Raw genomic sequence first — 24,697 nt, forward strand, 5'->3', positions numbered from 1 at the left:
GCGATCGGTTTCGGTTCGCAGGTTCGATCGGGAGGCTGGATATGAGCGCGGTCGTCACCGAACAGAACTCGCCGGAGATCCGGCCGGAAGAGTCGGTCGCTGCTGCGTGGAATCCGTTCACCCGCATAGCCTTCCGATTCCTCTTCGTATACCTCGGACTGTTCGGTCTGACGATCCCGCAGATCACGATGGTGTTCATGGGGTGGTTCCGGGTCTCGTTGCCGGAGGACTCGGGGACATGGCTGGAACGGCTGGCCGGGCCGACACTGAGCTGGGTCGGGCGCATGATATTCGGCGCGAACGATGTGCGGCTGTACCCGAACGGTAGCGGCGATCAGGCCATCTATTGGGTATGGCTTTTCTGTGTGCTGGTCATCGCACTGGTCGTGACGGCGGTGTGGTCGCTACTGGACCGGCGGCGACTCGAGTACCGCACCCTCGCGGGCTGGTCGCTGGTGGTTCTGCGAGTGCTCCTGGGCGGGCAGATGCTGCTGTACGGATTCGTCAAACTGATCCCGACGCAGATGCCCGCGCCGACGCTGACCAGGCTGCTCGAACCGTACGGGCAGTTCACCCCGATGATGGTGCTGTGGAGTCAGGTGGGGTCCTCCCGGCCGTACGAGATGCTGCTCGGGCTGGCCGAGGTGCTGGCCGGGCTGATGCTGTTCATCCCGCGCACCGCCCTGCTGGGCGCGATGCTGAGCCTGGTTGACCTGGCCCAGGTGTTCGTGCTGAACATGACGTTCGACGTGCCGGTCAAGATCCTGTCCGCTCATCTGCTGCTGGCGAGCTCGGTGCTGCTCGCCCCGGAGGCGCGTCGGCTGGTCACCGTGCTGCTGCTCGGCCGCGCAGCCGGTCCCTCGACCGCGCCGTATCCGTTCCGCACGCCCCGGGCCCGGCGGATCGCGACACTGGTCCAGGTGCTGCTGGCGATCTGGGTGGTGGTCGGTCTGTGCCACATGCAGTGGCAGACCTGGCACAGCTACGGCCCCGGCCGACCCAAACCGCCGCTGTACGGCATCTGGACGGTCACGCGGTTCACTCGTGACGGGCAGGATGTGCCGCCGCTGGTGACCGATCGGGATCGCTGGTACCGGGTCATCTTCGACTCCACCGGCGAACTCGACTTCCAGCATATGGACGGCACGCTGGACGGTGTGCTCGCGACGGTCGATCCGGCAGCGCATCGGATCACGATCACCGCCGGGCCGAAGCGGCCGGGCCCCACCGGCGAACTGACCTTCCAGCAACCCGCGCCCGACCGCGCGGTGCTGACCGGTGCGCTGAACGGTCATCCGGTGAGCATCGACCTCGAACACTTCGATGCCGACCGATTGCCGTTGCGCAGCAGCGGATTCCACTGGGTCCAGAACAACCCGCATCGCTGACGGTCCGGCTGCGCGGGAATTCCGTTGCGGTGCGCCGGGTTCGCAATCGGTATGACAGCCGAGTTCTCCGAAAATCTGAAGAAGCTCCTGGACGACACCGCCGTATTCGCGACCTTGGCGACGATCGGCCGCGACGGGCAGCCGCATCTCACCGTGATCTGGCTCGAGCGCGACGGCGACCAACTGGTCTACTCCACCACCGTCGATCGGCAGCAGTACAAGAACATCGTGCGCGACTCGCGAGTGACGGTGATGATCGTGCCGCCGGGTGACCCGTACGTCTACGCCGAGGTTCGCGGCACGGTCACCATCACCCCCGATGCCGCCCGGGAGCTGCCGGATCGGTTGTCGCACAAGTACACCGGCAAGCCCTATGCGGAGTTCAACCCCGCCTCGGCGAACGACGGTGAGCGGGTGATCGTGCGCGTCACCCCGACGGCGGTGCGTGGACGTCTCTGAGCGGCGCCGGTGCTGGTCGTGGGCGGTTACCGGATACGCGAGCGTGGGCCGTAGGCTCGAAACTTGTGCCGAACACGCAGGACGATCAGCAAACAGGTGACCCGAACTATGTCGTCGGACTCGATCTCGCGGGCCGCCGCGTCGTCGTCGTGGGCGGCGGTTCGGTGGCACAGCGTCGGCTCGGGTTATTGATCGCCTCCGGCGCCGACGTCCGGGTGATCAGCCGGACCGTGACCCCGGCCGTCGAGGGGATGGCCGCCTCGGGGCAGATCGACGTCGAATTGCGCGACTACGCCGCGGGCGACCTCGAGGGCGCGTGGTACGCGGTGGCCTGCACCGACGAACCCGAGACCAATGCCGCGATCGTCGCCGAGGCGACCGAGCGTCGCATCTTCTGCGTGCGCGCCGACAACGCCCGGCTGGGTACCGCGGTGACCCCGGCGACGGCCCGGTACGACGGCATGACCCTCGGTGTCCTGGCCGGGGGACGTCATCGTCGCTCGGCCGCGGTGCGCAACGCGGTACTCGAGGCGCTGCAATCCGGTGTGGTGACCGGCGACTCCGAACCCGCCGCGCCCGGTGTCGCGCTCGTGGGCGGCGGGCCCGGCGACCCGGATCTGATCACAGTGCGCGGGCGGCGCTTGCTGGCGCGGGCGAATCTCGTTGTCGCAGACCGGCTCGCACCGCCGGAACTGCTCGCCGAACTCGCACCAGACGTCGAGGTGATCGATGCGGCGAAGATCCCGTACGGGCGGGCGATGGCCCAGGAGGCCATCAACACCGCACTCGTCGAGGGCGCCAAGGCCGGGAAGTTCGTCGTGCGGCTCAAGGGCGGCGACCCGTACGTGTTCGGGCGTGGTTACGAGGAGCTCGAGGCGTGTGTGGCCGCGGGCGTTCCGGTCACGGTCGTCCCCGGCGTCACCAGTGCCATCTCCGTGCCCGCGCTAGCGGGGATCCCGGTCACCCATCGTGGAGTCACACACGAGTTCGTGGTGGTCAGCGGTCATATCGCGCCCGATCATCCGGATTCGCTGGTGGATTGGCCCGCACTGGCCCGGCTGCGCGGAACGCTGGTTCTGCTGATGGCGGTCGAGCGGATCGAGAAGTTCGCGGCCGCACTTCTGGAGGGTGGACGCCCCGCCGACACCCCCGTCACCGTCGTCCAGGAGGGCAGTCTGCGCACCGAGCGCGTTCTGCGCGCGGATCTGGCCAGCGTCGCCGAACGGGTACGCGCCGAGGGCATTCGCCCGCCCGCGATCATCGTCATCGGCCCGACCGCCGGATTCGACGCCGCGATCCCGGACACCGCCGAGGCGTCGGCAGCCGAGTAACCGCGGCCGAGTATTGCGGCAGGCCAACAGATTTCACATGTGATCAGCGGTTATGTCCGTATTGCCTGGCGTTTCCGTGGTTGATCCGGCGTAATTGTACGGTGAGATTTATGTGTGACATGGATCACATATCAAGTTGTGCCAGACTCGCCACAACCCGAGGTAACCGGGTTACCGTGTGATCGGTAGATTCTCCCGTGGGGCAATGCGGCACTACGGTCACCAGCCCTGACCTGCCGCACGTTCTCCGGTGCGATTCCGGCGTTGCGAGTGGCCGTCACCCTCGGGTGCGGGCACATCGATCTCGCCGGTCGTCGCGACGGTGGGGTGCTGCGTAGTAGCCCGGCCGTAGGACCTGCCGCGATCTTCACGTTCGAGAAGCGGGATGGAAACATGGCTGTACGATCTGTCGATCCCATTGGTCCAGGTGTCTGGGAGGTTGCCCGCTGGCGGGCACATGTACGTAGGCATCCGCTGCGCTACCACCTGGTCGTCATCGCGCCGACCGCCGCGGAGGTGGTCCGGTTCGCGGGTGGATGGGTGTTCGACCGGACGAGCGCGGGCTGGGAGGTGACCGCCCTGGTCGCCGAGTGCTCGAACGTTCGCCCGCTCGGAATTCTCGGCGCGACGGTCCTGGATCTGGAGCAGGCCCTGACCGTCCTCGAACGGGATATGCACCCGAACGCGGTCGCGGTGTCCTCGCAGACGTATCTGTCCGACGACCGTGTGCGCGCCGGTGTGCACGAATACCTCGACACGCGCCCGGTGGAGGTCGCGCTGTGGGGTGAGGGGCTGCCGACGGAGTTGGACGAGCGGATCGAGCCGGTGAGTCATCGGATGAGCAACGCGGCGCGGGTGTTCAAGACGTGCGCGCTGGCCGCGGCGGGCTTCCCGGGTGAATCGGCCGAGCAGACCGAGGCATTCCGCACGCGCGAGCTGCCGCCGCCGAGCTGTCGATACGACGGAGATCTCGTCTCCGCCAGGTGAATTCGCGGGTCGATCCCGCAATGTCGTTGTGCCCGTGTCCAAGTGGGGTTCACCCAGATTGGGGGCGGGCGCGGGGGCGACCCGAAACCGAACGCCCCGACACTGCTGTGCCGGGGCTGGCGGTGTTTGTAATCCATTGGTGCCGAATGGCATTCGCGTGTGCCCTCGAGGTCGGGTTGCTAACTCTCCCGTGCCGCGAGAGTGGCGCTCGGCGACTCGAGCGCACTAACGTGCGTCACTGAGAAATGATATTCTCGCCAACGAGAATCAAACTTCCATTCTGTAAGAGTGAGGTACTGCGATGACGTTGCAGTCGGTATTGGACGATCTACGCAAGCTGCCCGGCACGGGTGAGGTCATTCCGATCATCGATCCGGCGACCGAGGAGACGATCACCGAGTTCACCGACTGCGGGCCGGAGGCCGTCGACGCCGCGGTCGCGCGAGCGCGGGCGGCGTTCGAATCGGGCGTCTGGCACGGACTGCCCGGTCGTGAACGGGCCAAGATCATGTGGCGCATCGCCGATCTGATGGACGAGCGCGCCGAGGAACTCGCCCAGCTGGACTCGCTGAACACCGGCATGCCGTTGGCGCAGGCACGGATGATCGTGCCCACCTGCGCGGAATTCTTCCGCTACTACGCCGGCTGGTGCACCAAGGTCAACGGCACCGCACACGACGTGCAGATGACCGGCGGGATCTCCGGCGCCTACGCGAATATGCACGCCTACACGCTCAAGGAGCCGTACGGCGTGGTCGGGCTGATCTTCCCGTGGAACGGCCCGGTCTTCAACGCCTGCGCCAAACTCGCACCCGCCCTGGCCGCGGGATGCAGCATGATCGTCAAACCCGCCGAGGAGACGCCGCTGTCCGCGCTGGTCCTGGACCGCATCATCGCCGAGGCCGGGGTGCCCGAGGGCGTGGTCAACCTGCTCAACGGTTACGGCCACACCGCGGGCGCGGCGCTGACCGCGCACCCGGGCGTGGACAAGATCGCCTTCACCGGTTCGACCGAGGTCGGCAAGGAGATCGTGCGGGCCTCCGCGGGCAACCTCAAGAAGGTCATGCTCGAACTCGGCGGCAAGTCGCCGGTGCTGATCTACGACGACGCCGATCTGGACATGGCCATCATGATGGCGGCGATGGGCATCTTCGTGCACTCCGGTCAGGGGTGCGTCTGCGGCTCGCGGATCTTCGTGCAGCGCGGCGTCTACGAGCGCGTCGTCGAGGGCATCACGACGGTCGCGAACAACCTGAAATTGGGCGGGCCCAAGGACGAGGGGGCCATGATCAGCCCGCTCATCAGCGCCAAACAGCTCACCCGCGTGATGGGCTACATCGACGAGGGCAAGCGCGACGGCGTCGAGGTCGTCACCGGCGGACACCGGCTCGACCGGCCCGGGTACTTCGTGCACCCGACCGTGCTGACCAATGTCGACCCCGCCACCAGCCGCCTGTACAAGGAGGAGATCTTCGGGCCGGTGGTGACGATCCTGCCGTTCGACGACGATGACGAGGCCGTGGCCCTGGCCAACGACACAACCTACGGTCTGGCCGCGACCGCCTGGACGACCAATCTGAGCCGCGCTCACCGCATCGCCAAGCGTCTGCAGGCGGGCACGGTCACCCTGAACTGTCAGCTGGTCTTCGACCACGCGGTGCCGTTCGGCGGTTACAAGCAGTCCGGCTGGGGACACGAGTTCGGCCGCGAGGGCATCGAGGCGTACATGCAGACCAAGTCGGTCTGGGCCCAGCTGTAGCGAATTCTTCCGGTGGCCCGTCCCCGCGTGGTGTCGAGGGGCGGGCCATTGGCGTGGTTGGAAGTTGCCGGTTGTGTGCGGACGGTGCGTCGGTGCCGGGATGCTGGAGGAATGGGAGTCGAACGTGGTCCGGGCGGCCCGAACTGGCTCGTTTTTGACGCGGCCGGTATCCGTTACAGTGGCTCACTGTGCCAGATAACCCCGCTGCGACAATGGACCACCCGATGACCCAGCGGGCCTTCGGGCTGCCGATTCTGGTGCTCAGCGGCCTGAATCTGATGGTGATCCTGGACGGGACCATCGTGATCCTCGCGCTGCCGCGCCTGCAGGAGCAGATGGGCCTGTCGAGTTCGGGCAGCGCCTGGACGGTGACCGCGTACGGCCTGACCTTCGCCGGACTCATGCTGCTGGGTGGGCGGATCGGTGATCTGTTCGGGCGCAAGCGAGTTCTGATGATCGGCGTCGGGGTGTTCACCCTGTCCTCGCTGGTGTGTGGTTTGGCGCAGGACCAGGTCATGCTGATTCTCGCCCGTGCTGTCCAGGGGCTCGGCGGGGCGATCGCGGCGCCGTCGGCGATGGCATTGGTGGTGAGTACGTATGCGGCCGGTCCGGTGCGGACGCGGGCCATCGCGATCTTCGGCTCCATGCAGGCCATCGGGTCGGTCGGCGGATTGGTGATCGGCGGTGCGCTCACCCAGTTGAACTGGCGGCTGGTCTTTCTGATCAACGTTCCGATCGGCATCCTTATCGTGCTCGGCGCGATTTTCGTGCTCCGCGACACCGTTCATCACCGGCTGGCGCTGGATGTGCCCGGTTCGGTGCTCGGGACCGCGGCCTGCGGTGCGGTCGTGCTCGGCGCTACCGAGGGGCCCAACTGGGGATGGACCAGCCCGGTGATTCTGGGTTCGCTGATCGCGGGTGCGGTGCTGCTCGTGGCCTTCATCGCGGTGGAGCGGTATGCGGAAAACCCGGTGCTGCCGCTGACGCTGTTCAAGAACCGCGACCGGTCGGTGACGTTCCTGGCGATGCTGCTCGGATCCGGCGTGCTGGGCGGCATGACCTACTTCGTCGCGCAGTTCCTGCAGAATGTCGTGGGGTACAGCCCGCTGATCGCGGGTGTGGCGTCGATTCCGTTCACTCTCGGGGCGGGTATCGGCACCGCGGTGGCGTCCAAGGCCATCGTCATGGTCAAGCCGCGCTGGCTGCTGGTGGCGGCGGGAGTCTTCCTCGCCGCGGCAGGTGTCTACGGATCGACGCTGGACGGCAGTGTCCAATACTGGCCGACGTTGCTGCTCCTCTTGCTGGCCGCTGGTTTCGGCGTCGGTCTGGTGATCCTCACCGGACCGCTGTGCCTGCTGGTCGGCGTGCCGGTGGCCGAGGTCGGTCCGCTCTCGGCGATCGGGCAGATGATCTTCAGCCTGGGTACGCCGCTGTCGGTCGGCGTCCTGACTCCCCTCGCCGCCTCCCGCACCCTGTCCCTGGGAGGGCGCACAGGACGTGCCGCGGGGATGACCGCGGCCGAGATCGATGCACTCAGCAGCGGCTACACCCTGGTATTGCTGATCTGTGGCTTCGGCGCGTTGATCGTCGGTCTGATCGGCTTCACGCTTCGCTACACGCCCCGGCAGCTCGCGCTGGCTCAGGATGCGGAGAAGGAGTCGCAGCAGTTTCTGAATCCCTGATTCGCACCGGCGGTAGTTGCTGTCCGGATCATGTCTGCGGGGGATGCCGCACCCTTTTCCGGTAGACGCACTCGATTCATGGTGGCGGACAGGGGAATTCGTCATGTAGGGGGTGCGGCTGTGGATTGGTGCTGGAGGGGAACTGCTGTGCGTGGTTAGGGTGGGGCGTGTCGGGGGAGTGGGCCCTCGCGCAGGGGATGGAGGGGAATATGTCCGTGGGGATGATGGCCGGTGAGTTCGGCGGGCAGTCGGAGATCGGCCGGGGCGGGTGGTCGTGTGCGCAGGTGAGTGCATCGGATCCGCCGTACGACTGGGAGTTGGTGGAGGGGGAGGTCGTTGTACGGGGCCGAATCGGGTACCGGCACAGACTCATTCGGGATGCGCTGGTGCGGGCGCTGGGCTCCGCGCGTCGCGCGCCGTATGCGATTCGCGCCGATCAGCGCATAGTGCTCGGCGAGTTCAGCGCACTGCGCCCGGATGTCGTGGTGGTCGACGAGTCGGCCGTCGAGATGTACGCCGCCGAGGGAATTCCGGCCGCTGCCGCGGTGCTCGTGGTGGAGATCGTTTCGGACGACTCCCGAGGGGACGACTGGTACCGCACTCCGCGGCTGTACGCCGCCGCGGGGATCGCCAATTTCTGGCGGGTGGAGCGCGGGCTGGACGATCGCCCGATCGTCTATCAGTACTGGCTCGATGACGAATCGCGTGAGTACGTTCCTGCGCCGACGCCGATCCACAGCGGCACGCTGTCCACGGCTGTGCCGTTCCCGGTGCGGGTCGACCTGTCGGCGATCTACACGCCCAGGCCGGACGGTCGGGCCTCGCGCAGGTCCGATGGCCGCGGTCTGTCGCCGCGGCCCGGGGCCGGATGCGGTGGCGGATCTCGGCGTCCGATCGAGTCGGTCGCGACCGGGTGGTGAGCGCGAATGTCGCGGCGATCAGGGAGCGAGCCGGACCTCGGCGATCGCGGATTCGGCGAGGCTGCCCAGGTACAGCGTGCCGTCTCGTTCGGCGACTCCGGTGACCATCGCGTAGGCGTCCGCCTCGCGTTGCAGGTCGTGAACGAGTGCGCCGTCGAAGCCGTAGGCCTGCACCCAGGCGGTGCGCACCGGTTTGGGCTGCAGTCCGGACGGTATCGCCCAGACCAGTCGGCGCAGGATGCCGGGCAGCGGAAGGAGCATGTCCAGCAACGGATTTCGCGGTGTGACCAGGGCGACCCAGATCAGGCCGTCGCTGCCCAGACCCATATTGTCGGGGAGTCCGGGCAGATTCTCGACCAGGTAGTCCGAGGTGCCGGCCTGCGAGCCGGACAGGTGGTATCGCGCGACGCGATAGGCCGCGGTCTCGGCGACCAGTACCTGCGAGCGATCCGGCGCGAGGACGACGCCGTTGGCGAATTGCAGTCCGTCCAACAGGGTTTCGACTCGGCCGTCGGGTGTGCGGCGGAACAGTCGGCCGGTGCCGGAATGTTCGAAGAAGTCACCCAGGTACTCCTCGAACGAGTATCGGCGAGTGGACGCGGAGAAGTAGATCGTGCCGTCCGCATCGGCGACGACATTGCTGGCGAAGGTGAGCCGTTGCCCATCCACCTCCTCGACCAAGACCTCCAGCGTTGCGTGCGGCGCGCTCAATCGCAGCAGCCCGCGTTCCGAATCGCAGATCAGGAGGGAACCATCCGGGTCGGCGTGCAAACCCAGCGGCCGCCCGCCGGTGTCGGCGATCTGCTCCACGGCTCCGTCGCGGGGATCGACCGCCAGGATCGCCCCGCCGCTGACCCCGGTCACGACCCGGCCGTCCGGCGCGAGCACCACGTCCTCGGGAACGTCGCCGGGCAGGTCGAGCAGTCGCGGCTCGGGCATCGGTGGCGCGCTGTGCCTCTCGCGGGCGCGCGGCGTGGCCTTGGGCGGCGTCCAGCGTTGGGGTCGGAGCGACATGACCGAACCGTACCGCTCTCGCGGCAGGCCGCGGTGCAATTCATCCGAGACCGAATTCGCGGCCGGGCCGAGGGCGAGATGCCGCCCGGTGCCAGGCATCGCCGCGGCCATCGCGCCGCGCGATCCCTTCCATGCGGCGGGCACGCGCTCTGGCGGCAGGCTGCGCGGGAAGTGCCGGTGAGTGCGGGGCGGGCGAGGTGTGCAGCGCTCTTGTCGCAGTGTGTCGCGGCAGTCGGAGGGCGCATCGACGCGATTCGCGAGGTGTCGGTGAAGTCCGGGAGGGATCCGATTCGTGAGCTGAACTCAGACAGCGTGTGCGTCGGCGAGGGTGAGCGCCTGGTCCAGGATCGCCAGTCCTTCCTTGGCTTCCGCCTCGCTGATCGTGCACGGCGGCACGATGTGCAGGCGGTTGGCATTGACGGCCAGCAGCAGCCCGGCCGCTCGGCAGGCCGCGTCCACGTCGCGCAGCACGGTGGCGGTGCCGCCGTAGGGCGCGAGCGGTTCGCGGGTCTCCCGGTCCCGGACCAGTTCCAGAGCCCAGAACACGCCGAGACCACGCACGTCGCCGATACAGCGATGACGCTCGGCCAGCTCGCGCAGCCCGGGGCCGAGCACTCGCTCGCCCATCTCGGCGGCATTCTCGACGATGCGCTCCTCGGCCATCGCCGTAATGGTGGCCACGGCCGCCGCGGCGGCCAGCGGATGCCCGGAGTAGGTCAGTCCGCCGGGGTACGCCCGGTCGTCGAAGGTCGCCGCGATACGCGGGGCGATCGCGACACCGCCCAGCGGCACATATCCGGAGTTGACGCCCTTGGCGAAGGTGAGCAGATCGGGCACGACAGCACCGGATTCCTCAGGGGCGGAATGGGATTCGGTGGCCGTGAGCGATCCGGCCGGGGCGGCGGCATGTTCGATGGCGAACCAACGGCCGGTGCGCCCGAATCCGGACATCACCTCGTCGGCGATGAATACGATGCCGTAGCGGTCGCACAGTTCACGGACTCCGGCCAGATATCCGGGCGGTGGCACCATGATCCCCGCCGTGCCCGGGACCGACTCCAGGATGATCGCCGCGATCGTCTCGGACCCCTCCAGGACGATGGTTTGCTCGAGGTGTTCGAGCGCGCGCTCGCATTCCTGAGCATCGGACTGCGCATGGAACGACGAGCGGTACCGGAACGGCCCGTGAAAGTGCACCACACCGGCGGCGCCGCGATCACTGGGCCAGCGCCGCGGGTCGCCGGTCAGATTCACCGCGAGGTCCGTGCCGCCGTGGTAGGAGCGGTACCGGGCCAGCACCTTGGTGCGGCCGGTGTGCAGCCGCGCCATCCGCACCGCGTGTTCGACCGCATCGGCCCCGCCGTTGGTGAAGAAGATGCGGTTCAGCTCGCCCGGGGTCCGCTCGGCGACGAGCCGGGCCGCCTCCGATCGCGCCGCGTTGACGTGCTGCGGCGCGATCGTGCACAACTTGGCGGCCTGTTCCTGAACGGCGGCAACCACTTTCGGATGTTGATGACCGATATTGGTGTTCACCAGCTGCGAGGAGAAATCCAGCAGGCGATGGCCCGCACCGTCCCAGACGTAGCAGCCCTGTGCGGCGCTGATCGTCATCGGATCGAGCCGCCGCTGCGCCGACCAGGAGTGGAAGACGTGCCTGCGGTCCAACTCGTAGGCACGCTCCGCCTCGGCGCGTGCGGCGGTGCGGCTCAGGCCGTTGGGCAGCGGCATGTCCGGGATCGGTGTGGTGTCCTGTGCCATCGTGCGGGATTCTCCTCTCGGTGGTCAGTTGTTCTGCGGGAAGCCGAGATTCAGGCCGCCGTGGCTGGGATCGAGCCACCGGGAGGTGATGGCCTTGGTGCGGGTGTAGAAGTGCACCCCATCCGTGCCGTGCGCGTGGGAGTCGCCGAACAGCGACGCCTTCCAGCCGCCGAAACTGTAGTAGGACATGGGAACCGGGATCGGCACGTTGATCCCGATCATGCCGACCTCGACCTCGTTCTGGAAACGCCGGGCCGCGCCGCCGTCGTTGGTGAAGATCGCGGTGCCGTTGCCGTACGGGTTCGCATTGATCAGCGCCAGCGCCTCGTCGTAACTCGCGGCGCGGACCACAGAGAGAACGGGCCCGAAGATCTCGTCGGTGTACACGCTCATCCCCGGCGCGACATTGTCGAGCAGGGTCGGCCCCAGCCAGAACCCGTCCTCCCCGCCGTCGGGCCGCACATCCCGTCCGTCGAGGGCCACCGTCGCGCCCTCCGATTCACCGGCCGCGATGTAGGAGGCGACCTTGTCGCGATGCGCTTCGGTCACCAGCGGGCCCATATCGCTGTCGCGGGTGCCGTCACCGGTCTTGATCGTCTTCGCGCGCTGGGTGATCCGCGCGATCAGATCGTCGGCGATCTCGCCGACGGCCACCAGGACGCTGATCGCCATGCAGCGCTCACCGGCCGAGCCGAATCCGGCGTTGACCGCGGCGTCGGCGGCCAGATCCAGATCGGCGTCGGGCAGTACCACCATGTGGTTCTTGGCTCCGCCCAGGGCCTGTACTCGCTTTCCGGCCGCGGTTCCGCGCTCGTAGACGTAGCGGGCGATCGGCGTGGAGCCCACGAAGGAGACCGCCTTGATCGCCGGGTTGTCCAGCAGTTCGTCCACGGCGGTCTTGTCGCCCTGCACCACGTTGAACACCCCGTCGGGCAGCCCCGCCTCGGCCCACAGCCGCGCGAGCCACAGGGCGGCCGAGGGATCCTTCTCGCTCGGCTTGAGCACGACCGTATTGCCCGTGGCGATCGCGACGGGGAAGAACCACATCGGCACCATGGCCGGGAAGTTGAACGGCGAGATGATCGCCACCGGGCCCAGCGGCTGATGGATCGAGAAGATGTCGACCTTGGTGGAGGCGTTCTCGGTGAAGCCGCCCTTGAGCAGATGCGGTATGCCGCAGGCGAATTCGACCACCTCCAGTCCGCGGGTCACCTCGCCGAGCGCATCGGAGAGCACTTTGCCGTGTTCGGCGGTGATGATCGCGGCCAGATCCTGCTTGCGCTCGTTGAGCAGTTCGCGGAAGCGGAACAGCACCTGGACCCGCCGGGTGAGCGAGGTGTCGCGCCACGCCGGGAACGCGGCTGCGGCCGCCTCGACCGCCACCCGGACATCGGCGCTGTCCGCGAGCGTGACCTGTCCGCTGACCCGGCCGGTGGCGGGATTGGTCACCGGCGCGGTCGCCTCGCTGGTTCCGGCGAACGGCTTGCCGTCGACCCAATGTGCGATGGTCTGCATAACTCTCCTCGAATCCGGACCGGACTGATGCTTCCACTGTGTCCCGATACGGCCGGAATGGAGCCCGACGAAATGTCGGCTCGGAGCCCGGATGTATTACGATTCGTCGGTGTTGCCGACCGTCGCGGAAATTCTGGACATGCCCGTTATCCGGGCCGGGGAACCGCGGGTGATCGGCGGCGCGCAGGGCCTGGACCGGCCGGTGCGCTGGGTGCACGTCAGCGAGACCGTCGATCTGGCCTCCCTGGTCTCCGGCGGGGAACTGATCCTGACCACAGGTCAGCCGCTGGCCTACGGGGCACCGGCCACGGGCGCCTATCTGGAATCACTGGCCGCGGCCGGAGTGGCGGGGCTGGTCGTGGAACTGGGCCGGTACGTCGCCGAACTGCCGACCTTTGTCGCGACCGTCGCCGATCGGCTCGGGCTGCCGGTGATCGCACTGCGCCGGATTACCCGATTCGTGGAGGTCACCGAGGCGGTGCATCGGATGATCGTGGCCGACCAGTACGCCGAACTGGAGTTCGCCCATTCGGTGCACGAGACCTTCACCACCCTCAGTGTGCGCCGCGCGTCCCTCGAGGAGATCGTGAAAACCGCTGCGGCCCTGCTGGATTCGTCGGTGGTACTGGAGGATCTGGCGCATCGGGTGCTGGCGGTCTCGGCCCGGCGCACCTCGGCGGCGGCGCTGCTGGAGAACTGGGAGACCACCTCGCGGATGCTGCCCGACGATGTGGACAGCACCGTCCCGGTCGGCCCACACACCCAGCGTTGGGGCCGGTTGCTGCTGCGTTCGGAGAGTATTCCCTCGGCAAGGGCACGAATGGTCCTGGAGCGGGCCGCGCAGACGCTCACCCTGCACCGCATGATCGAGAAGGATCGGTTCGGGCTGCATCGGCAGGCGCAGACCGGGTTGATCGAGGATATGGTCGCCGGTCGCGTGATCGACGAGCAGGAGGCGGTGGCCCGCGCCGCGACGCTGGGTCTGGCTCGTCGCGCCCGCTACGTACCGATCTCGGTCCGGGTGGCCGCGGTGAGCGAGCCGGATCCGGTGGCTCGGCAGCGGCGCGCGGCCACCCTGCTGGACGCGGCCGATCACGGCGTGGCGCTGAGCCGGGCGACCGCCCTGAGCGCGGCGGACGAACAGCAGCTCACCCTCATCCTGGGGCTCGGCCGGGACGGCGAGCTGGACCTTCGGCTGGAACAGGTCTGTGCGGCAGTCGCCGCGGAGCTGCGCCGCGCCGACGGCGTGCAGCGGATCGCGGTCGGCGTTGGCGCGGATTCGGAATCGCTGCTGGACGCCGCGCGCGAACTCGCCCACGCCGCGCACGTGGCCGAGATCGCGTTGTCGCTGGAATCGACCGTGCCGCGGTCGTTCTACCGCAGTGGCGATGTGCGGTTGCGCGGGCTGCTGTCGCTGATCCGCAACGAACCCGGCGTCCAGCGTTTCGCCGAGACGGAGCTGAGCGCACTGCTGCGCTACGACATCCGCCACCGCGGCGATCTCACCCCGACATTGCGGCGATTCCTGGATCTGGCGGGCAACAAGACCGAACTCGCCCGGCGGATGAACATCTCGCGCCCAGCCCTCTACGACCGGCTGGCCCGCATCGAGCGCATTCTCGGCGTGGACCTGGACGACGGCGAGATCCGCACGTCCCTGCACACCGCCCTGCTGATCCGAGATCTGACCGCGGGGCCCGGTGGGGCATGAGCCGAACCGAGGTGATGTGGTCGGCCGCACCTGAGGCAGCATGAGTTCCATGATCACCGCCGAACGCATGCTGGACGTCGCCATCGAACAAGCCCGGCTCGGGCTGTCGCAGGGCGGCATACCGATCGGGGCCGCACTGTTCGACGCGGCGGGAAATGTCCTGGGGCGCGGGCACAATCGGCGTGTGCAGGACGGTGATCCGAGTCTGCACGCGGAGACCGCCGCATTCCGCGATGCCGGGCGGCGGCGGGATTACCGCGACACCGTCATGGTGACCACGCTCTCGCCGTGCTGGTACTGCAGTGGTCTGGTGCGGCAGTTCGGCATCGGCGCGGTTATCGTCGGGGAGTCGCGGACCTTCACCGGCGGACACGAATGGCTCGCCGAACACGGGGTATCGATCACGGTGCTCGATGATTCACGCTGCGTGGACATGATGAGCGGCTTCATCGACGAGCACCCACAGCTGTGGTACGAGGACATCGGCGTCACGGAATAGCCATCGCGAATCCGGGGAGCGAGGTGGCTCCCGGCGGCTTTGCCATCCGCCGGGAGCCGGGGTGCCGTCCATTTCACACTCTGACGATGCGGAAACGGATCAGGTTCTCAGCGACGCGTCCTACCGTTGGACCACCTCCGCATGAGAGCGCGGAGAGCCGGAGATGAGCCGGCACCTCGTCACGGTCGTCCGTATTCCTGCATCCTCGAGTTCGGCGGCGAATACTCAATCTGGAGCGAGAGCCTGAGATTGCGGCGGCTGCCTCTACCGGTTGGGCTACCCGGGCTCGTGCCCGGAGCGGGGATCGAACCCGCACTGATACCGCGAATCAGATTCATGTTCAGTTTGAGCTTTGCGCTCCTCGCGCTTCCCCCGGCGGTCACCGGGGGAATTCTGTGGGGATCCGGGCACGCCCGGATCCGGTACTAGCGGAACAGATACCCGAACAGGACCTCACCGACCTTGCGGTCGGCCACCTCTGTCCCGTTGGCCTCCTCGCGGGCGAATTGCACTGCCTGACGCAGTTTTTCGATCCGGCCCGCGAGCTCGTTGACGCGCCGGGCGGGCAGTGCGCCGGAGAACTTCGTCGTGGTCCAGTATCCGATCGCGATGTCCTCGTAGTACACCTCGACCTGGGCCGGGTGCTTCTCGGTCGCCTCGGCCTTGACGTGGTTGCGCGGGACCTTCTTGGTGCGGATCGTGCGCACCGCATCGGTCCGCCAGGTGTCCGAAGAGTCGTCGAACGTCCACGCTTCGGCGGCATCGAGTACCGGCAGCTTCTTGGCGAAGGTCAGCAGCTCCCCGAGCTGCTTCTCCAGGAACAGCAGATAGGTCACCGGGACGTCGCGCAACAGCGTCTCGCCGTCGACGGTCACATCGGCCGTGGCCTGGCAGTTGGTCCAGTCCTTGGTCGCGGTGACGTCGAACAGGCGGGTCAGGGTGTCGGCCGTGCGCCGCAGCACATCCTCCGACTTCAGCTGTACGCGAGTCGATTCGGGCGGCAGCTGCTCGCCCTCCTCGTCCTTGGGCTGATACGAGCGCGAGATGCCGGCCAGCAGAGCCGGCTTGTGCAGTCCGGACTGCACCTCGGCGAGCTCGCGCAGCGCTCCGCTCTTGACGCCCTTCTCCACCGCGATGATCTGATTCAGCTTCGTCATGATGATGCCTCCTTCCGCACCGTTCTCGTACCGTGCGGCAGTCGTCGGAAAACACTGTGCCGCAACCGGAGTCGTTGCCGGGTATCAGCGACGAACCGACGGTACGGGACTCGCGGGCGGGACGCATCCGAATTATCGGACCATGTGCCGGCGCGTCAGTTGTAGGCCCGCGCCACGCCGTCCAGCAGATGCTGGAGAGTGTCGTAGGCGGGCGTATCGACGACGTCGACCACCTGGGGGTTGACCGGAACGTGGTATTCGGTTGTCACCGAGACGAACTGGGCCGGATCGCCGGTGCGGAAGCCGTGCTCGGCGGCCAGCTGCTGCAGTTCGGGGTCGGTGGACAGCAGCTTGCCGAGGCGGTCGCCGTCGGCGTTGAGCGGTACCAGCGTGTGCCGGGAAAGCACCGTCGGAGACGGATACATCAGCACCATGTCCGGCGTGATCTTGCCCGCCACCGCGGCTTCCACGTACTGCGCCTCGTAGATCAGCACCATGGGTGTCGGACCCATGCCGGCCGACAGGTACTCGTCGAACGGTCCCTTACTGGAGTTGTCCGAATAGCCTTGGCCGACAAAAAGTTTCGACACCTTCTGCACCGCGTTGTCCTCGGCGGTGGCGCCGCGAACGATCGTGTCGTCGTTGGCCACATAGCTGGCGATCGCCAGATACATCGCGGCGGAGTTGGAGCTGCGCGGATCGGTGGTGGACACCAGGATGTTCTTCGGCACCTGATAGACGGTGTTGCCGGGCAACTGATTCCACTGCGTCCCGGTGCCGACCAGATCCAGATAGCGCTGCATGTCCAGGGTTGGCACCGGACCGGGCCGCACGACACCGGCGGCGGTGAGCAGATCCACGATGGGTTTGAAGGTCGCGATCGCCATCGGCGAGGAGAAGGGCGTATACCGCGCGGTGATGTTGCGTTCGCGCAGAATCGCTTCTGCCGCAGGGGTGCTCGACGGGAACGCGAAGTCGTACTTGCTCAGGTCCACCGATGTGGCGATCTGGCGCGATCCGGCCGGTTCGACGTGCACCCGCAGTCCGTGCCGGGCCAGCTCGGCGACGACCTTCGGATCGTTGAAGTAGGGGAGCTTCTCCGAACCGATCACGCCCTTCAGTGTCGTCACCGAAGGTGCTGCGGCAGTAGTGGATTGGTGTGATCCACCGGTGCCGAAGGCGAGCGCCACCACGACCACGACGACGATCGCCGCGGCGACCGGGCCGATCAGATTGCGTCCACCCCACGGCGGCGGGAGCAGATCCATTGCCGCGGAACGCAATCGGCCCGCGATACCGGATCCGGCGGCTCGCGAGGCACTCGATTCCTGCGCCTCCGCGGACTCGGCAGCGGGCTCGGGTTCGCCGTCCAGGGACCGGCGGGCGACCCGCTCGACCAGGATCGGGACGAAATCGCGGATCGCATGTCCGTCGAAGCGGCTGCGCGCGGCGCCGATCGCGGTGTGAACGTCCTGCTCGGCATGGGTGTCCGTGTAGTCCGCGACCAGTCGATCGGTCAATTGCCGCAGTGCCTTGTCTTCGCGTTCGCGTGCGACTTCGTCTTCACGTTGGGAATGGGTACCCACGCCGAGCTCCTCGACATCACAGGGAATGAATGCGCGGCATTATCCGGTGCGTCCCGGAGACATTACGGCACGAGCGCCACCGTTCCCAAGCGAGACAATAAGTTACGCGGCAGTTGCCGCGGAAATGCCTGCACACTTTGGAATTTCGCGAAAATAGTTGCATTTTCCGATGTGCCACGTTCAATTTCGCGCCACCGGAAATTCATCTCAGGTGAGCACGAGGAGTTCCGAGGACGAGGCGATTTCGATACGCAACCCGGCTTTTTCGGCGACCCGTGCCAGACCCGCGATATCGGTGGGTTCGGCACGGCTCAGTACCAGCGCGCGGGCCAGCAGTCCCTTGTGATGCTTGTTGAAGTGGCTCACCACCGTGCGGCTGCCGTCCGGACGTTCGGTGAGCACGGTCGCGGTGACCGCACCGGGGACGCGGCCCAGCTGCTGATAGGTGCCCGAGCGCAGATCCACGACCAACTGCCCGGCGGTCTCCTCCCGCAACGCGGGAGCCAGCGCCGGTTTCCATATCGAGGCCAGCGTCGCCATCCCGGGCAGCTTCGATCCGCCCGAGAGGCGGTAGGCCGGAATCGGATCATTCGCGCGCACGACGCCGAACAGGGCCGAACCGATGGCCAGCCGGGCGTGGGCCTTGGCGCGTTGCGCGGGGGTGAACGCCCCGGCGTCCAGCGCGTCGTAGAGCACTCCGGTGTAGCGCTCGAGGGCGGGCCGGGTAGGCGAGGTGCGCAGCGCGGCGTTGCGGGCGATCTCCGCATCGGCGGCTTTGCCCAGGCTCAGGGCCGCGCGGGCGGCCGCGGGATCGGCGGCCAGCTCGACCAGTTCGGTGACCAGCTTGTCGCGCACGGCGGTCAGCTGCGGCAGGGACAGCTCGTTCAGGTCGAGCGGACCGAGTTTTCCACCGTCGGACTTGGTTTCGGAGGGAGGCAGCAGCACCAGCACGAGCCGATACGGTACCGGCGCGGGGCGCGTGCGTGGGGAGGCGGTGGCTCGCCGATCCGCGTGGCAGGCGCACGGTCTACTCTGTGCATCCGTGATCACCCGTCTCTCGCACCTGTTCCTGCGCACCCTGCGTGACGATCCCGCCGACGCCGAGGTGCCCAGTCACAAGCTTCTCGTCCGCGCCGGATACGTCCGCCGGATCGCGCCGGGCGTCTACTCGTGGCTGCCGCTGGGCCTGCGAGTGCTGCGCAAGGTGGAGCAGGTGGTGCGCGAGGAGATGAACGGCATCGGCGCGCAGGAGATCTCGCTGCCCGCGCTGTTGCCGCGCGAACCCTATGAGGCCACCAACCGCTGGACCGAATACGGTGACGGGCTGTTCCGGCTGCAGGATCGCAAGAAGGCCGATTACCTGCTCGGACCCACGCACGAGGAATTGTTCGCACTCACGGTGAAGGGCGAATACAACTCCTACAAGGATCTGCCCGTCACGCTGTATCAGATCCAGACCAAGTACCGCGACGAGGAACGGCCGCGCGCCGGAATTCTGCGCGGACGCGAATTCATCATGAAGGATTCGTACTCGTTCGATCTGGACGAGCGGGGTCTGCAGGCCAGCTACGACGCGCACCGCCAGGCATATCAGCGCATCTTCGACCGGCTCGGGGTCAGTTACGTGATCGTCGCGGCGACTTCGGGCGCGATGGGCGGCAGCGCGTCGGAGGAATTCCTGGCCGACAGCCCCGTCGGCGAGGACACCTATGTGATCTGCCGTGAATCGGGATATGCCGCGAATGTCGAAGCGGTGATCACGCCCGCGCCCGCGGAGATTCCGCTGGACGGCCAGGCTCCCGCGCAGGAGCACGACACCCCCGGCACGCCGACCATCGCCTCGCTGGTCGACTGGGCCAACGGGGCCGGGATCGCCGAGCAGTTCGGCCGGCCCGTCACCGCCGCGGACACGTTGAAGAACGTCATGGTCAAGCTGCGTCACCCGGACGGCAAGACCGAGATCCTGGGCGTCGGCGTTCCGGGCGACCGCGAGGTGGACGACAAGCGTCTCGGCGCGGGACTCGAACCCGCCGAGGTCGAACTGCTCACCGAGGACGACTTCAAGGCCAACCCCTTCCTGGTGAAGGGCTACATCGGCCCGAAGTCGCTGCAGGCCAATGGTGTTCGCTATCTGGTCGACCCGCGCGTGGTCAGCGGAACGTCCTGGATCACCGGCGCGGACGCACCCGGACGTCACGTGGTCGGCCTGGTCGCCGGTCGCGATTTCACCCCGGACGGCACGATCGAGGCCGCCGAGGTGCGCGACGGCGATCCCTCGCCCGACGGCCGCGGCACGCTGGTGGCCGCGCGGGGTATCGAGATCGGGCACATCTTCCAGCTCGGCTACAAGTACACCGACACCTTCGAGGTCGACGTCCTCGGTGAGAACGGCAAGCCGGTCCGCCTGATCATGGGCTCGTACGGCATCGGCGTCTCGCGCATGGTCGCGGTGCTCGCCGAGCAGATGCACGACGAGAAGGGCCTGCGCTGGCCGCGCGAGGTCGCCCCCTTCGACGTGCACGTGGTCATCGCCAACAAGGACGAAGGCGCCCGCGCCGGTGCGGAACAGGTTGCCGCCCAACTGGATTCGGCCGGTCTGGAGGTCCTGCTGGACGACCGCACCGCGTCCCCCGGCGTCAAGTTCAAGGACGCCGAACTCCTCGGCATGCCCCTGGTCCTGGTCGTGGGCCGCGGCTGGGCCGACGGAAAGGTCGAACTCCGCGACCGGTTCGCCGGAACCGGCGACGAGATCCCCGCCGAGAACGCGGTCCAGGCGGTCCTGGACAAGGTGCGCGGCTGAGATGCCCGGCCCGGCCTCGTCGTAATCGAGCGAGGCCGGAGCGCCGGGATCCGGATGTCGCATCGCCGCCCGAGATCGATGATCGGGCGATGTCTTCAGGCCCGCGATCGAACGAGGCCGGATGGTGCCCGGTTTTCCTCTGCCTGCTCGTATTCCGCTGAGACGCAGAATTTCCGATGCTCGACACGGCAGCAGAAGATCGCGCTCGACACAGCGGCAGATCGCGAGAGCAAGCGGTCGTCCGGCGCATGCTGGCCGCTGTCGGTGGGCCACATCCTGCGAGTTGACCGATGATGCGCGGAGCACACGGTCGGCGGCCTACCCCTTTATAGGCCGGTCCCTCAGGCCCGGCCCGGGAACGCCGCGGTGGCCGGGTTCGTGCCCAGGATCTTCTGCCAGGTGGCCAGGCGCACCGCGCAGTCGGTGAGGGCCTGTGCGGCGGCGCGGCGGACGGCCGGGGAGTCGGCGCGTTCGACGGCCGAGCGCCAGGCGATCGCGGTATCGGTTTCGACCGTGACGGCGAATTTGGCCGCGGGGATCGGATCGTTCACCGTGAACGGCGGCGGGTAGGCGGCCGCGGGGCCGGGGACCGGCGCTCCGGCGGCTTTGAGCGCGTCGATGGTGGCGTCGCGGCGGGCGCGGTGGGCCGCGGTGAAGTCGGCGATGATCTGATTGCGGTCCGCGGCCGCGTAAGCCGAGATGACGCCGTAGGCGTAGACGGCGGCGTATTCGGCGTTGAGCGCATCGGTCAGCGCCTGCTGATCGGCGGTACTCACGGCAGCAGAACCTCCACGTGGGCGGCGCAGGACGCGCTGATCGAGGCCAGCAGCCCGGCACGGTAGGCGGAACTCGTCTGTGCCGCGTCGGCGGCCGACTTCTGCGCTGTGGCCAGGCGGGTGCGCAGGGCGTCGACGGTCGGCGGCGGCGAGGGGGCGGCCGGGGGCGTGACCGGCGGGCTCGCCGACTTCGGTTTGGTGCCATCGCCGTACAGGCCGATGGCCCGGTCGATCTCCGCGCGCAGGGCGTCGGCATGGGCGGTGCGCTGGGTCGCGATGACGCTCAGCGCGGCGGCCCGATCGGGTGCGGTAGCCGCGGCGGCCTTCGCCCACACCGCGTCGGTGCGGGCCGAAACCTCGTGCGGCAGTAGCGCGTCCGGCTCGAGCGGCTTGTCCTTCGCGCACGCCGCGGCGGTCAGGGACATGATCGCGAACGCACCGCCGCCCGCGACGCGCAGCAGCGCCCGGCGGTCGAGCGCGGCGGCGGGAACACCCGCACCGCCGGCAGGCGGCGCGGAACTGCCCGGTGGATGGACGCGATGACTGGTCGGCACGCGTACATCGTGCCAGTCATCGTCCCGACCGGGGACGGCGGGCGCGTCGCGGCCCGTGCGGCGACGACGTCCGGCGAACTCTCGTCCGATCCGGACGCGTTCGCTGCGCGGATTCGCGCCCGCCTCGGCCCCGGACCGGCGCACCGTGCCGACCGGAGCAGGCAGCGGCTGCTGTGAGCACGGGAAACCTGAGAATGGAGGCCGGTCCTTTACACTCTTGCAGCGCGTTACGCTAGACCTCCGGTGGAGTATTCCGCCGGCGACGCGGGCCGACCATGTTCGACCAGGACCGATACCGACAACTCCACCCCCGTCACAACTGAACCAGGAGCCGCCCCACATGCCGATGCCGACCGAGGAAAGGGTGAGCCAGCTCGTTGCTGAGCTCGTCGAGAGTCGAGGGTTCGATCTCGAGGGCGTTGCTGTGTCGGGCGCGGGCAAGGACCAGGCGCGGGTCGTGGTCACCGTCGACAGCGATGCCACCGTCGATCTGGACGCGGTGGCGGATCTGAGTACCGATGTCTCCGAAATCCTGGACGAGGCGGGTGATTTCGGTGAGACCCCGTACCTGCTGGAAGTGACCACGCCGGGAGTGGAACGTCCGCTGACGCTGCCGCGGCACTGGCGTCGCGCCCGTGGCCGCAAGGTGCGCATCACGCTGCGGCCCGGCGCTCCCACCCCCGAGGGCGCGGAACGGTTCGAGGCCCGCGTCGGCGAGGCCACCGAGACCGACGTCGCCCTGGTGCTGGGCGGGCGGCGAAAACCTCACCGCGTCCACGTCCCGCTCCCCGATATCGAGCGCGCCGTGGTGCAGGTGGAATTCTCCGCGCCGGGCGCGGCGGAGATGGAACTGGCCGGGGGAGTCGCCCCCGGACGCCCGGCGCCCGGGGCACAGGACGACCGAGGGGCAAACCAATCAGCGGCAGCTTCGACCGAAGGGACCATGGCATGAACATCGAAATCGAAGCCCTGCGCGCGATCGTCGCGGACAAGGGCATCGCGATGGAGACCGTGATCTCCGCGATCGAGTCCGCGCTGCTGACCGCGTACCGGCACACCGAGGGGCACGAGCCCAACGCCCGCATCGACATCAACCAGAAGTCCGGTGTGGTGCGGGTGATGGCCCGCGAACTCGACGCGGACGGCAACGTCGTCTCCGAATGGGACGACACCCCGGAGGGATTCGGCCGCATCGCCGCGACGACCGCGCGTCAGGTGGTGCTACAGCGGTTGCGCGATGCGGAGAACGAGAAGTCGTTCGGCGAATTCTCCACGCACGAGGGCGATATCGTCGGCGGCGTCGTACAGCGCGACGCTCGCATGAATGCCCGCGGGACCATCGTGGTGCGCATCGGCAGCGAGGCGCACGGCGCGGAGGGACTGATCCCGCCCGCCGAGCAGGTGCCCGGTGAGCGGTATGAGCACGGCGATCGGATCAAGTGCTACGTCGTGGGCGTCTCGCGCGGGCCGCGGGGTCCGCAGATCACGCTCTCGCGTACCCATCCGAATCTGGTGCGGCGGCTGTTCGCGCTCGAGGTGCCCGAGATCGCCGACGGCTCGGTGGAGATCGTCGCGGTCGCCCGCGAGGCCGGGCACCGCTCCAAGATCGCCGTGCGGACCACCGTGTCGGGCGTGAACGCCAAGGGCGCGTGCATCGGCCCGATGGGCCAGCGCGTGCGCAACGTGATGAGCGAGCTGGCGGGCGAGAAGATCGACATCATCGACTACGCGGAGGATCCGGCAACGTTCGTCGGGAATGCGCTGTCCCCGTCGAAGGTTGTCTCGGTCACGGTCGTCGATGCGGAGGGCCGTGCCGCGCGGGTCGTCGTCCCGGATTTCCAGCTGTCGCTGGCGATCGGCAAGGAGGGGCAGAACGCCCGTCTGGCCGCGCGCCTGACCGGTTGGCGGATCGATATCCGCAGCGATGCGGCGCCCGACGCGTCCGGTCCGGTGCGGTCGGAGGCCCAGCGCGGGTGAGAGATTTCTCGCACGGGATGACAGGTTGGTAACTAACCAGAGGGCTGGATGCGGGGTTCCGGACATGGCAGCGGTACAGTGGACGTTGGCTCAGCGCGAGTCTTCGGCCCCGCTACGCACCGGACCCGTCCGGACGTGCATCGGATGCCGGAAACGCGAGCTGGCCGCCGATCTGTTGCGGATCGTGGCGCAATCGTCCGGAACGGACAGCATTGCGATCGTTCCCGATCCGCAGCGCAGACTTCCCGGGAGGGGTGCCTGGTTGCACCCCTTATCGGCTTGTCTGAGCAATGCGGAGCGGCGCCGATCGTTCGGCAGAGCACTACGAGTGTCCGGAAAACTGGATATCTCAGCCCTGGAGCACTACGTCGAGAACAGGCACGAGCACTCATGAGCACACCGTGAAGTACCAGCGATGAACGTCCATCGGAGATAACCCGAGGTCGTGCGGGCCATCCGTCACTCAGTGACGGGCGCCACGCTCGGCCTCTCAGTGAGGAGAGCAGTGGCAGGCAAGGCCCGCGTGCACGAGTTGGCCAAGGAACTCGGTGTCACGAGCAAGGAACTACTCGCAACGCTCAAGGAGCAGGGCGAGTTCGTGAAATCGGCGTCGTCGACGGTGGAGGCACCCGTCGCGCGTCGTCTGCGGGAGTCGTTCGCATCGAAGTCCGCGCCCGCGAACGGGAGCGCCAAGTCCGGCGGCCCCCGTCCCGGACTCGGTCAGTCCGCGCGTCCCGGCCCCAAACCGTCGTCCGGCGCGACGCCCGGTCCCCGTCCGGGACCGCGTCCCGCGCCGTCTCCGGCCCCGGCCCCGGCGCAGCCCG

General features: G+C 67.9%; 23 protein-coding genes. 15 read left to right on the top strand and 8 right to left on the bottom strand.

The genetic code is table 11. The features are described 5' to 3' along the window. Positions 1–41: 41 nt before the first annotated feature. The 7 genes from NM2_RS31095 to NM2_RS31125 all read left to right on the top strand — a co-directional run bounded on the left by NM2_RS31095 (position 42) and on the right by NM2_RS31125 (position 8,526). Positions 42–1,388: a DoxX family protein gene (locus NM2_RS31095; RefSeq protein WP_067676282.1), complete on the top strand. Its 1,347-nt coding sequence runs from the start codon at positions 42–44 to the stop codon at positions 1,386–1,388. A gap of 51 nt (positions 1,389–1,439) precedes the next feature. Beyond that, positions 1,440–1,847 (top strand): PPOX class F420-dependent oxidoreductase, encoded by a 408-nt coding sequence (locus NM2_RS31100; protein WP_067676285.1) that lies wholly within the window; start codon positions 1,440–1,442, stop codon positions 1,845–1,847. A gap of 65 nt (positions 1,848–1,912) precedes the next feature. Further along, positions 1,913–3,178, top strand: a complete 1,266-nt coding sequence (cobA, locus tag NM2_RS31105; RefSeq protein ID WP_067676289.1) for a uroporphyrinogen-III C-methyltransferase — start codon at positions 1,913–1,915, stop codon at positions 3,176–3,178. Positions 3,179–3,652: 474 nt separating this feature from the next. Next, positions 3,653–4,165, top strand: a complete 513-nt coding sequence (locus NM2_RS31110; RefSeq protein WP_067676365.1) for a hypothetical protein — start codon at positions 3,653–3,655, stop codon at positions 4,163–4,165. Between the two features lie 301 nt (positions 4,166–4,466). Continuing rightward, positions 4,467–5,924: an aldehyde dehydrogenase family protein gene (locus tag NM2_RS31115; protein ID WP_067676292.1), complete on the top strand. Its 1,458-nt coding sequence runs from the start codon at positions 4,467–4,469 to the stop codon at positions 5,922–5,924. Positions 5,925–6,148: 224 nt separating this feature from the next. Beyond that, complete coding sequence (locus NM2_RS31120; RefSeq protein ID WP_084531744.1) at positions 6,149–7,606, top strand: MFS transporter; 1,458 nt, start codon at positions 6,149–6,151, stop codon at positions 7,604–7,606. 209 nt (positions 7,607–7,815) lie between these two features. Continuing rightward, complete coding sequence (locus tag NM2_RS31125; protein WP_169816267.1) at positions 7,816–8,526, top strand: Uma2 family endonuclease; 711 nt, start codon at positions 7,816–7,818, stop codon at positions 8,524–8,526. Positions 8,527–8,544: 18 nt separating this feature from the next. On the opposite strand, the gene NM2_RS31130 is transcribed toward NM2_RS31125, so the two are convergent. From NM2_RS31130 to NM2_RS31140, 3 genes are all read right to left on the bottom strand, one after another. After that, positions 8,545–9,540 (bottom strand): SMP-30/gluconolactonase/LRE family protein, encoded by a 996-nt coding sequence (locus NM2_RS31130; RefSeq protein ID WP_245718299.1) that lies wholly within the window; start codon positions 9,538–9,540, stop codon positions 8,545–8,547. Between the two features lie 303 nt (positions 9,541–9,843). Then, complete coding sequence (locus NM2_RS31135; protein WP_067676375.1) at positions 9,844–11,268, bottom strand: aspartate aminotransferase family protein; 1,425 nt, start codon at positions 11,266–11,268, stop codon at positions 9,844–9,846. Between the two features lie 54 nt (positions 11,269–11,322). Next, positions 11,323–12,813 carry a CoA-acylating methylmalonate-semialdehyde dehydrogenase gene (locus NM2_RS31140; protein ID WP_067676304.1) on the bottom strand — a complete coding sequence of 497 codons (1,491 nt, stop codon included), beginning with the start codon at positions 12,811–12,813 and terminating at the stop codon, positions 11,323–11,325. Positions 12,814–12,904: 91 nt separating this feature from the next. Here NM2_RS31140 and NM2_RS31145 point away from each other — a divergent pair, with 91 nt between their 5' ends. Beyond that, positions 12,905–14,524 carry a PucR family transcriptional regulator gene (locus NM2_RS31145; RefSeq protein ID WP_439956945.1) on the top strand — a complete coding sequence of 540 codons (1,620 nt, stop codon included), beginning with the start codon at positions 12,905–12,907 and terminating at the stop codon, positions 14,522–14,524. A 67-nt stretch (positions 14,525–14,591) separates the two neighbouring features. Then, on the top strand, positions 14,592–15,023 hold the full coding sequence (locus NM2_RS31150; RefSeq protein ID WP_067676380.1) for a nucleoside deaminase: 432 nt from the start codon (positions 14,592–14,594) through the stop codon (positions 15,021–15,023). Between the two features lie 425 nt (positions 15,024–15,448). Here NM2_RS31150 and NM2_RS31155 read toward each other — a convergent pair whose 3' ends face one another. The 3 genes from NM2_RS31155 to yaaA all read right to left on the bottom strand — a co-directional run bounded on the left by NM2_RS31155 (position 15,449) and on the right by yaaA (position 18,717). Further along, positions 15,449–16,180, bottom strand: a complete 732-nt coding sequence (locus NM2_RS31155) for a DUF7873 family protein (RefSeq protein ID WP_067676306.1) — start codon at positions 16,178–16,180, stop codon at positions 15,449–15,451. Between the two features lie 155 nt (positions 16,181–16,335). Then, positions 16,336–17,766, bottom strand: a complete 1,431-nt coding sequence (locus tag NM2_RS31160; protein WP_245718300.1) for a three-helix bundle dimerization domain-containing protein — start codon at positions 17,764–17,766, stop codon at positions 16,336–16,338. 207 nt (positions 17,767–17,973) lie between these two features. Beyond that, positions 17,974–18,717 (bottom strand): peroxide stress protein YaaA, encoded by a 744-nt coding sequence (gene yaaA, locus NM2_RS31165; RefSeq protein WP_067676309.1) that lies wholly within the window; start codon positions 18,715–18,717, stop codon positions 17,974–17,976. A gap of 91 nt (positions 18,718–18,808) precedes the next feature. Between yaaA and NM2_RS31170 the strand changes: the two genes are divergently transcribed. Further along, positions 18,809–20,566 carry a proline--tRNA ligase gene (locus NM2_RS31170; RefSeq protein ID WP_067676312.1) on the top strand — a complete coding sequence of 586 codons (1,758 nt, stop codon included), beginning with the start codon at positions 18,809–18,811 and terminating at the stop codon, positions 20,564–20,566. A gap of 341 nt (positions 20,567–20,907) precedes the next feature. Here the strand turns inward: NM2_RS31170 and NM2_RS31175 are convergent, their stop codons facing one another. Together NM2_RS31175 and NM2_RS31180 are read right to left on the bottom strand one after the other, a co-directional pair. Further along, on the bottom strand, positions 20,908–21,342 hold the full coding sequence (locus NM2_RS31175) for a ferritin-like domain-containing protein (RefSeq protein WP_067676314.1): 435 nt from the start codon (positions 21,340–21,342) through the stop codon (positions 20,908–20,910). Next, positions 21,339–21,896: a hypothetical protein gene (locus NM2_RS31180; protein ID WP_245718301.1), complete on the bottom strand. Its 558-nt coding sequence runs from the start codon at positions 21,894–21,896 to the stop codon at positions 21,339–21,341. The genes NM2_RS31175 and NM2_RS31180 overlap by 4 nt, the downstream gene beginning before the upstream one ends. Here NM2_RS31180 and NM2_RS49485 point away from each other — a divergent pair. The 5 genes from NM2_RS49485 to NM2_RS48005 form a co-directional block, all read left to right on the top strand. Next, complete coding sequence (locus NM2_RS49485) at positions 21,882–22,073, top strand: hypothetical protein (protein WP_157121421.1); 192 nt, start codon at positions 21,882–21,884, stop codon at positions 22,071–22,073. The genes NM2_RS31180 and NM2_RS49485 overlap by 15 nt on opposite strands. Positions 22,074–22,236: 163 nt before the next feature. Then, positions 22,237–22,848: a ribosome maturation factor RimP gene (gene rimP, locus NM2_RS31185; RefSeq protein WP_067676316.1), complete on the top strand. Its 612-nt coding sequence runs from the start codon at positions 22,237–22,239 to the stop codon at positions 22,846–22,848. Beyond that, entirely contained in the window at positions 22,845–23,873 is a 1,029-nt protein-coding gene (nusA, locus tag NM2_RS31190) for a transcription termination factor NusA (RefSeq protein WP_067676319.1), read from the top strand. Before rimP ends, nusA begins: the two co-directional genes overlap by 4 nt. 85 nt (positions 23,874–23,958) lie before the next feature. Then, positions 23,959–24,267, top strand: coding sequence for a YlxR family protein (locus NM2_RS48000; protein ID WP_439956947.1), 309 nt, complete (start codon positions 23,959–23,961; stop codon positions 24,265–24,267). A 111-nt stretch (positions 24,268–24,378) separates the two neighbouring features. After that, positions 24,379–24,697: translation initiation factor IF-2 N-terminal domain-containing protein (locus NM2_RS48005; protein WP_174575706.1), on the top strand; the 319-nt coding region annotated here is incomplete at its 3' end.

The organism is Nocardia miyunensis NBRC 108239, from assembly GCF_001613065.1.
In the GTDB taxonomy this organism is placed as follows: domain Bacteria; phylum Actinomycetota; class Actinomycetes; order Mycobacteriales; family Mycobacteriaceae; genus Nocardia; species Nocardia miyunensis.

Coding starts and splice junctions, on each gene's coding strand:
- NM2_RS31095 (WP_067676282.1), top strand. CDS start 42: ATGAGCGCGGTCGTCACCGAACAGAACTCGCCGGAGATCCGGCCGGAA.
- NM2_RS31100 (WP_067676285.1), top strand. CDS start 1,440: ATGACAGCCGAGTTCTCCGAAAATCTGAAGAAGCTCCTGGACGACACC.
- NM2_RS31115 (WP_067676292.1), top strand. CDS start 4,467: ATGACGTTGCAGTCGGTATTGGACGATCTACGCAAGCTGCCCGGCACG.
- NM2_RS31120 (WP_084531744.1), top strand. CDS start 6,149: ATGACCCAGCGGGCCTTCGGGCTGCCGATTCTGGTGCTCAGCGGCCTG.
- NM2_RS31125 (WP_169816267.1), top strand. CDS start 7,816: ATGTCCGTGGGGATGATGGCCGGTGAGTTCGGCGGGCAGTCGGAGATC.
- NM2_RS31130 (WP_245718299.1), bottom strand. CDS start 9,540: ATGTCGCTCCGACCCCAACGCTGGACGCCGCCCAAGGCCACGCCGCGC.
- NM2_RS31135 (WP_067676375.1), bottom strand. CDS start 11,268: ATGCCGCTGCCCAACGGCCTGAGCCGCACCGCCGCACGCGCCGAGGCG.
- NM2_RS31140 (WP_067676304.1), bottom strand. CDS start 12,813: ATGCAGACCATCGCACATTGGGTCGACGGCAAGCCGTTCGCCGGAACC.
- NM2_RS31145 (WP_439956945.1), top strand. CDS start 12,905: ATGTATTACGATTCGTCGGTGTTGCCGACCGTCGCGGAAATTCTGGAC.
- NM2_RS31150 (WP_067676380.1), top strand. CDS start 14,592: ATGCTGGACGTCGCCATCGAACAAGCCCGGCTCGGGCTGTCGCAGGGC.
- NM2_RS31155 (WP_067676306.1), bottom strand. CDS start 16,180: ATGACGAAGCTGAATCAGATCATCGCGGTGGAGAAGGGCGTCAAGAGC.
- NM2_RS49485 (WP_157121421.1), top strand. CDS start 21,882: ATGACTGGTCGGCACGCGTACATCGTGCCAGTCATCGTCCCGACCGGG.
- rimP (WP_067676316.1), top strand. CDS start 22,237: ATGCCGATGCCGACCGAGGAAAGGGTGAGCCAGCTCGTTGCTGAGCTC.
- nusA (WP_067676319.1), top strand. CDS start 22,845: ATGAACATCGAAATCGAAGCCCTGCGCGCGATCGTCGCGGACAAGGGC.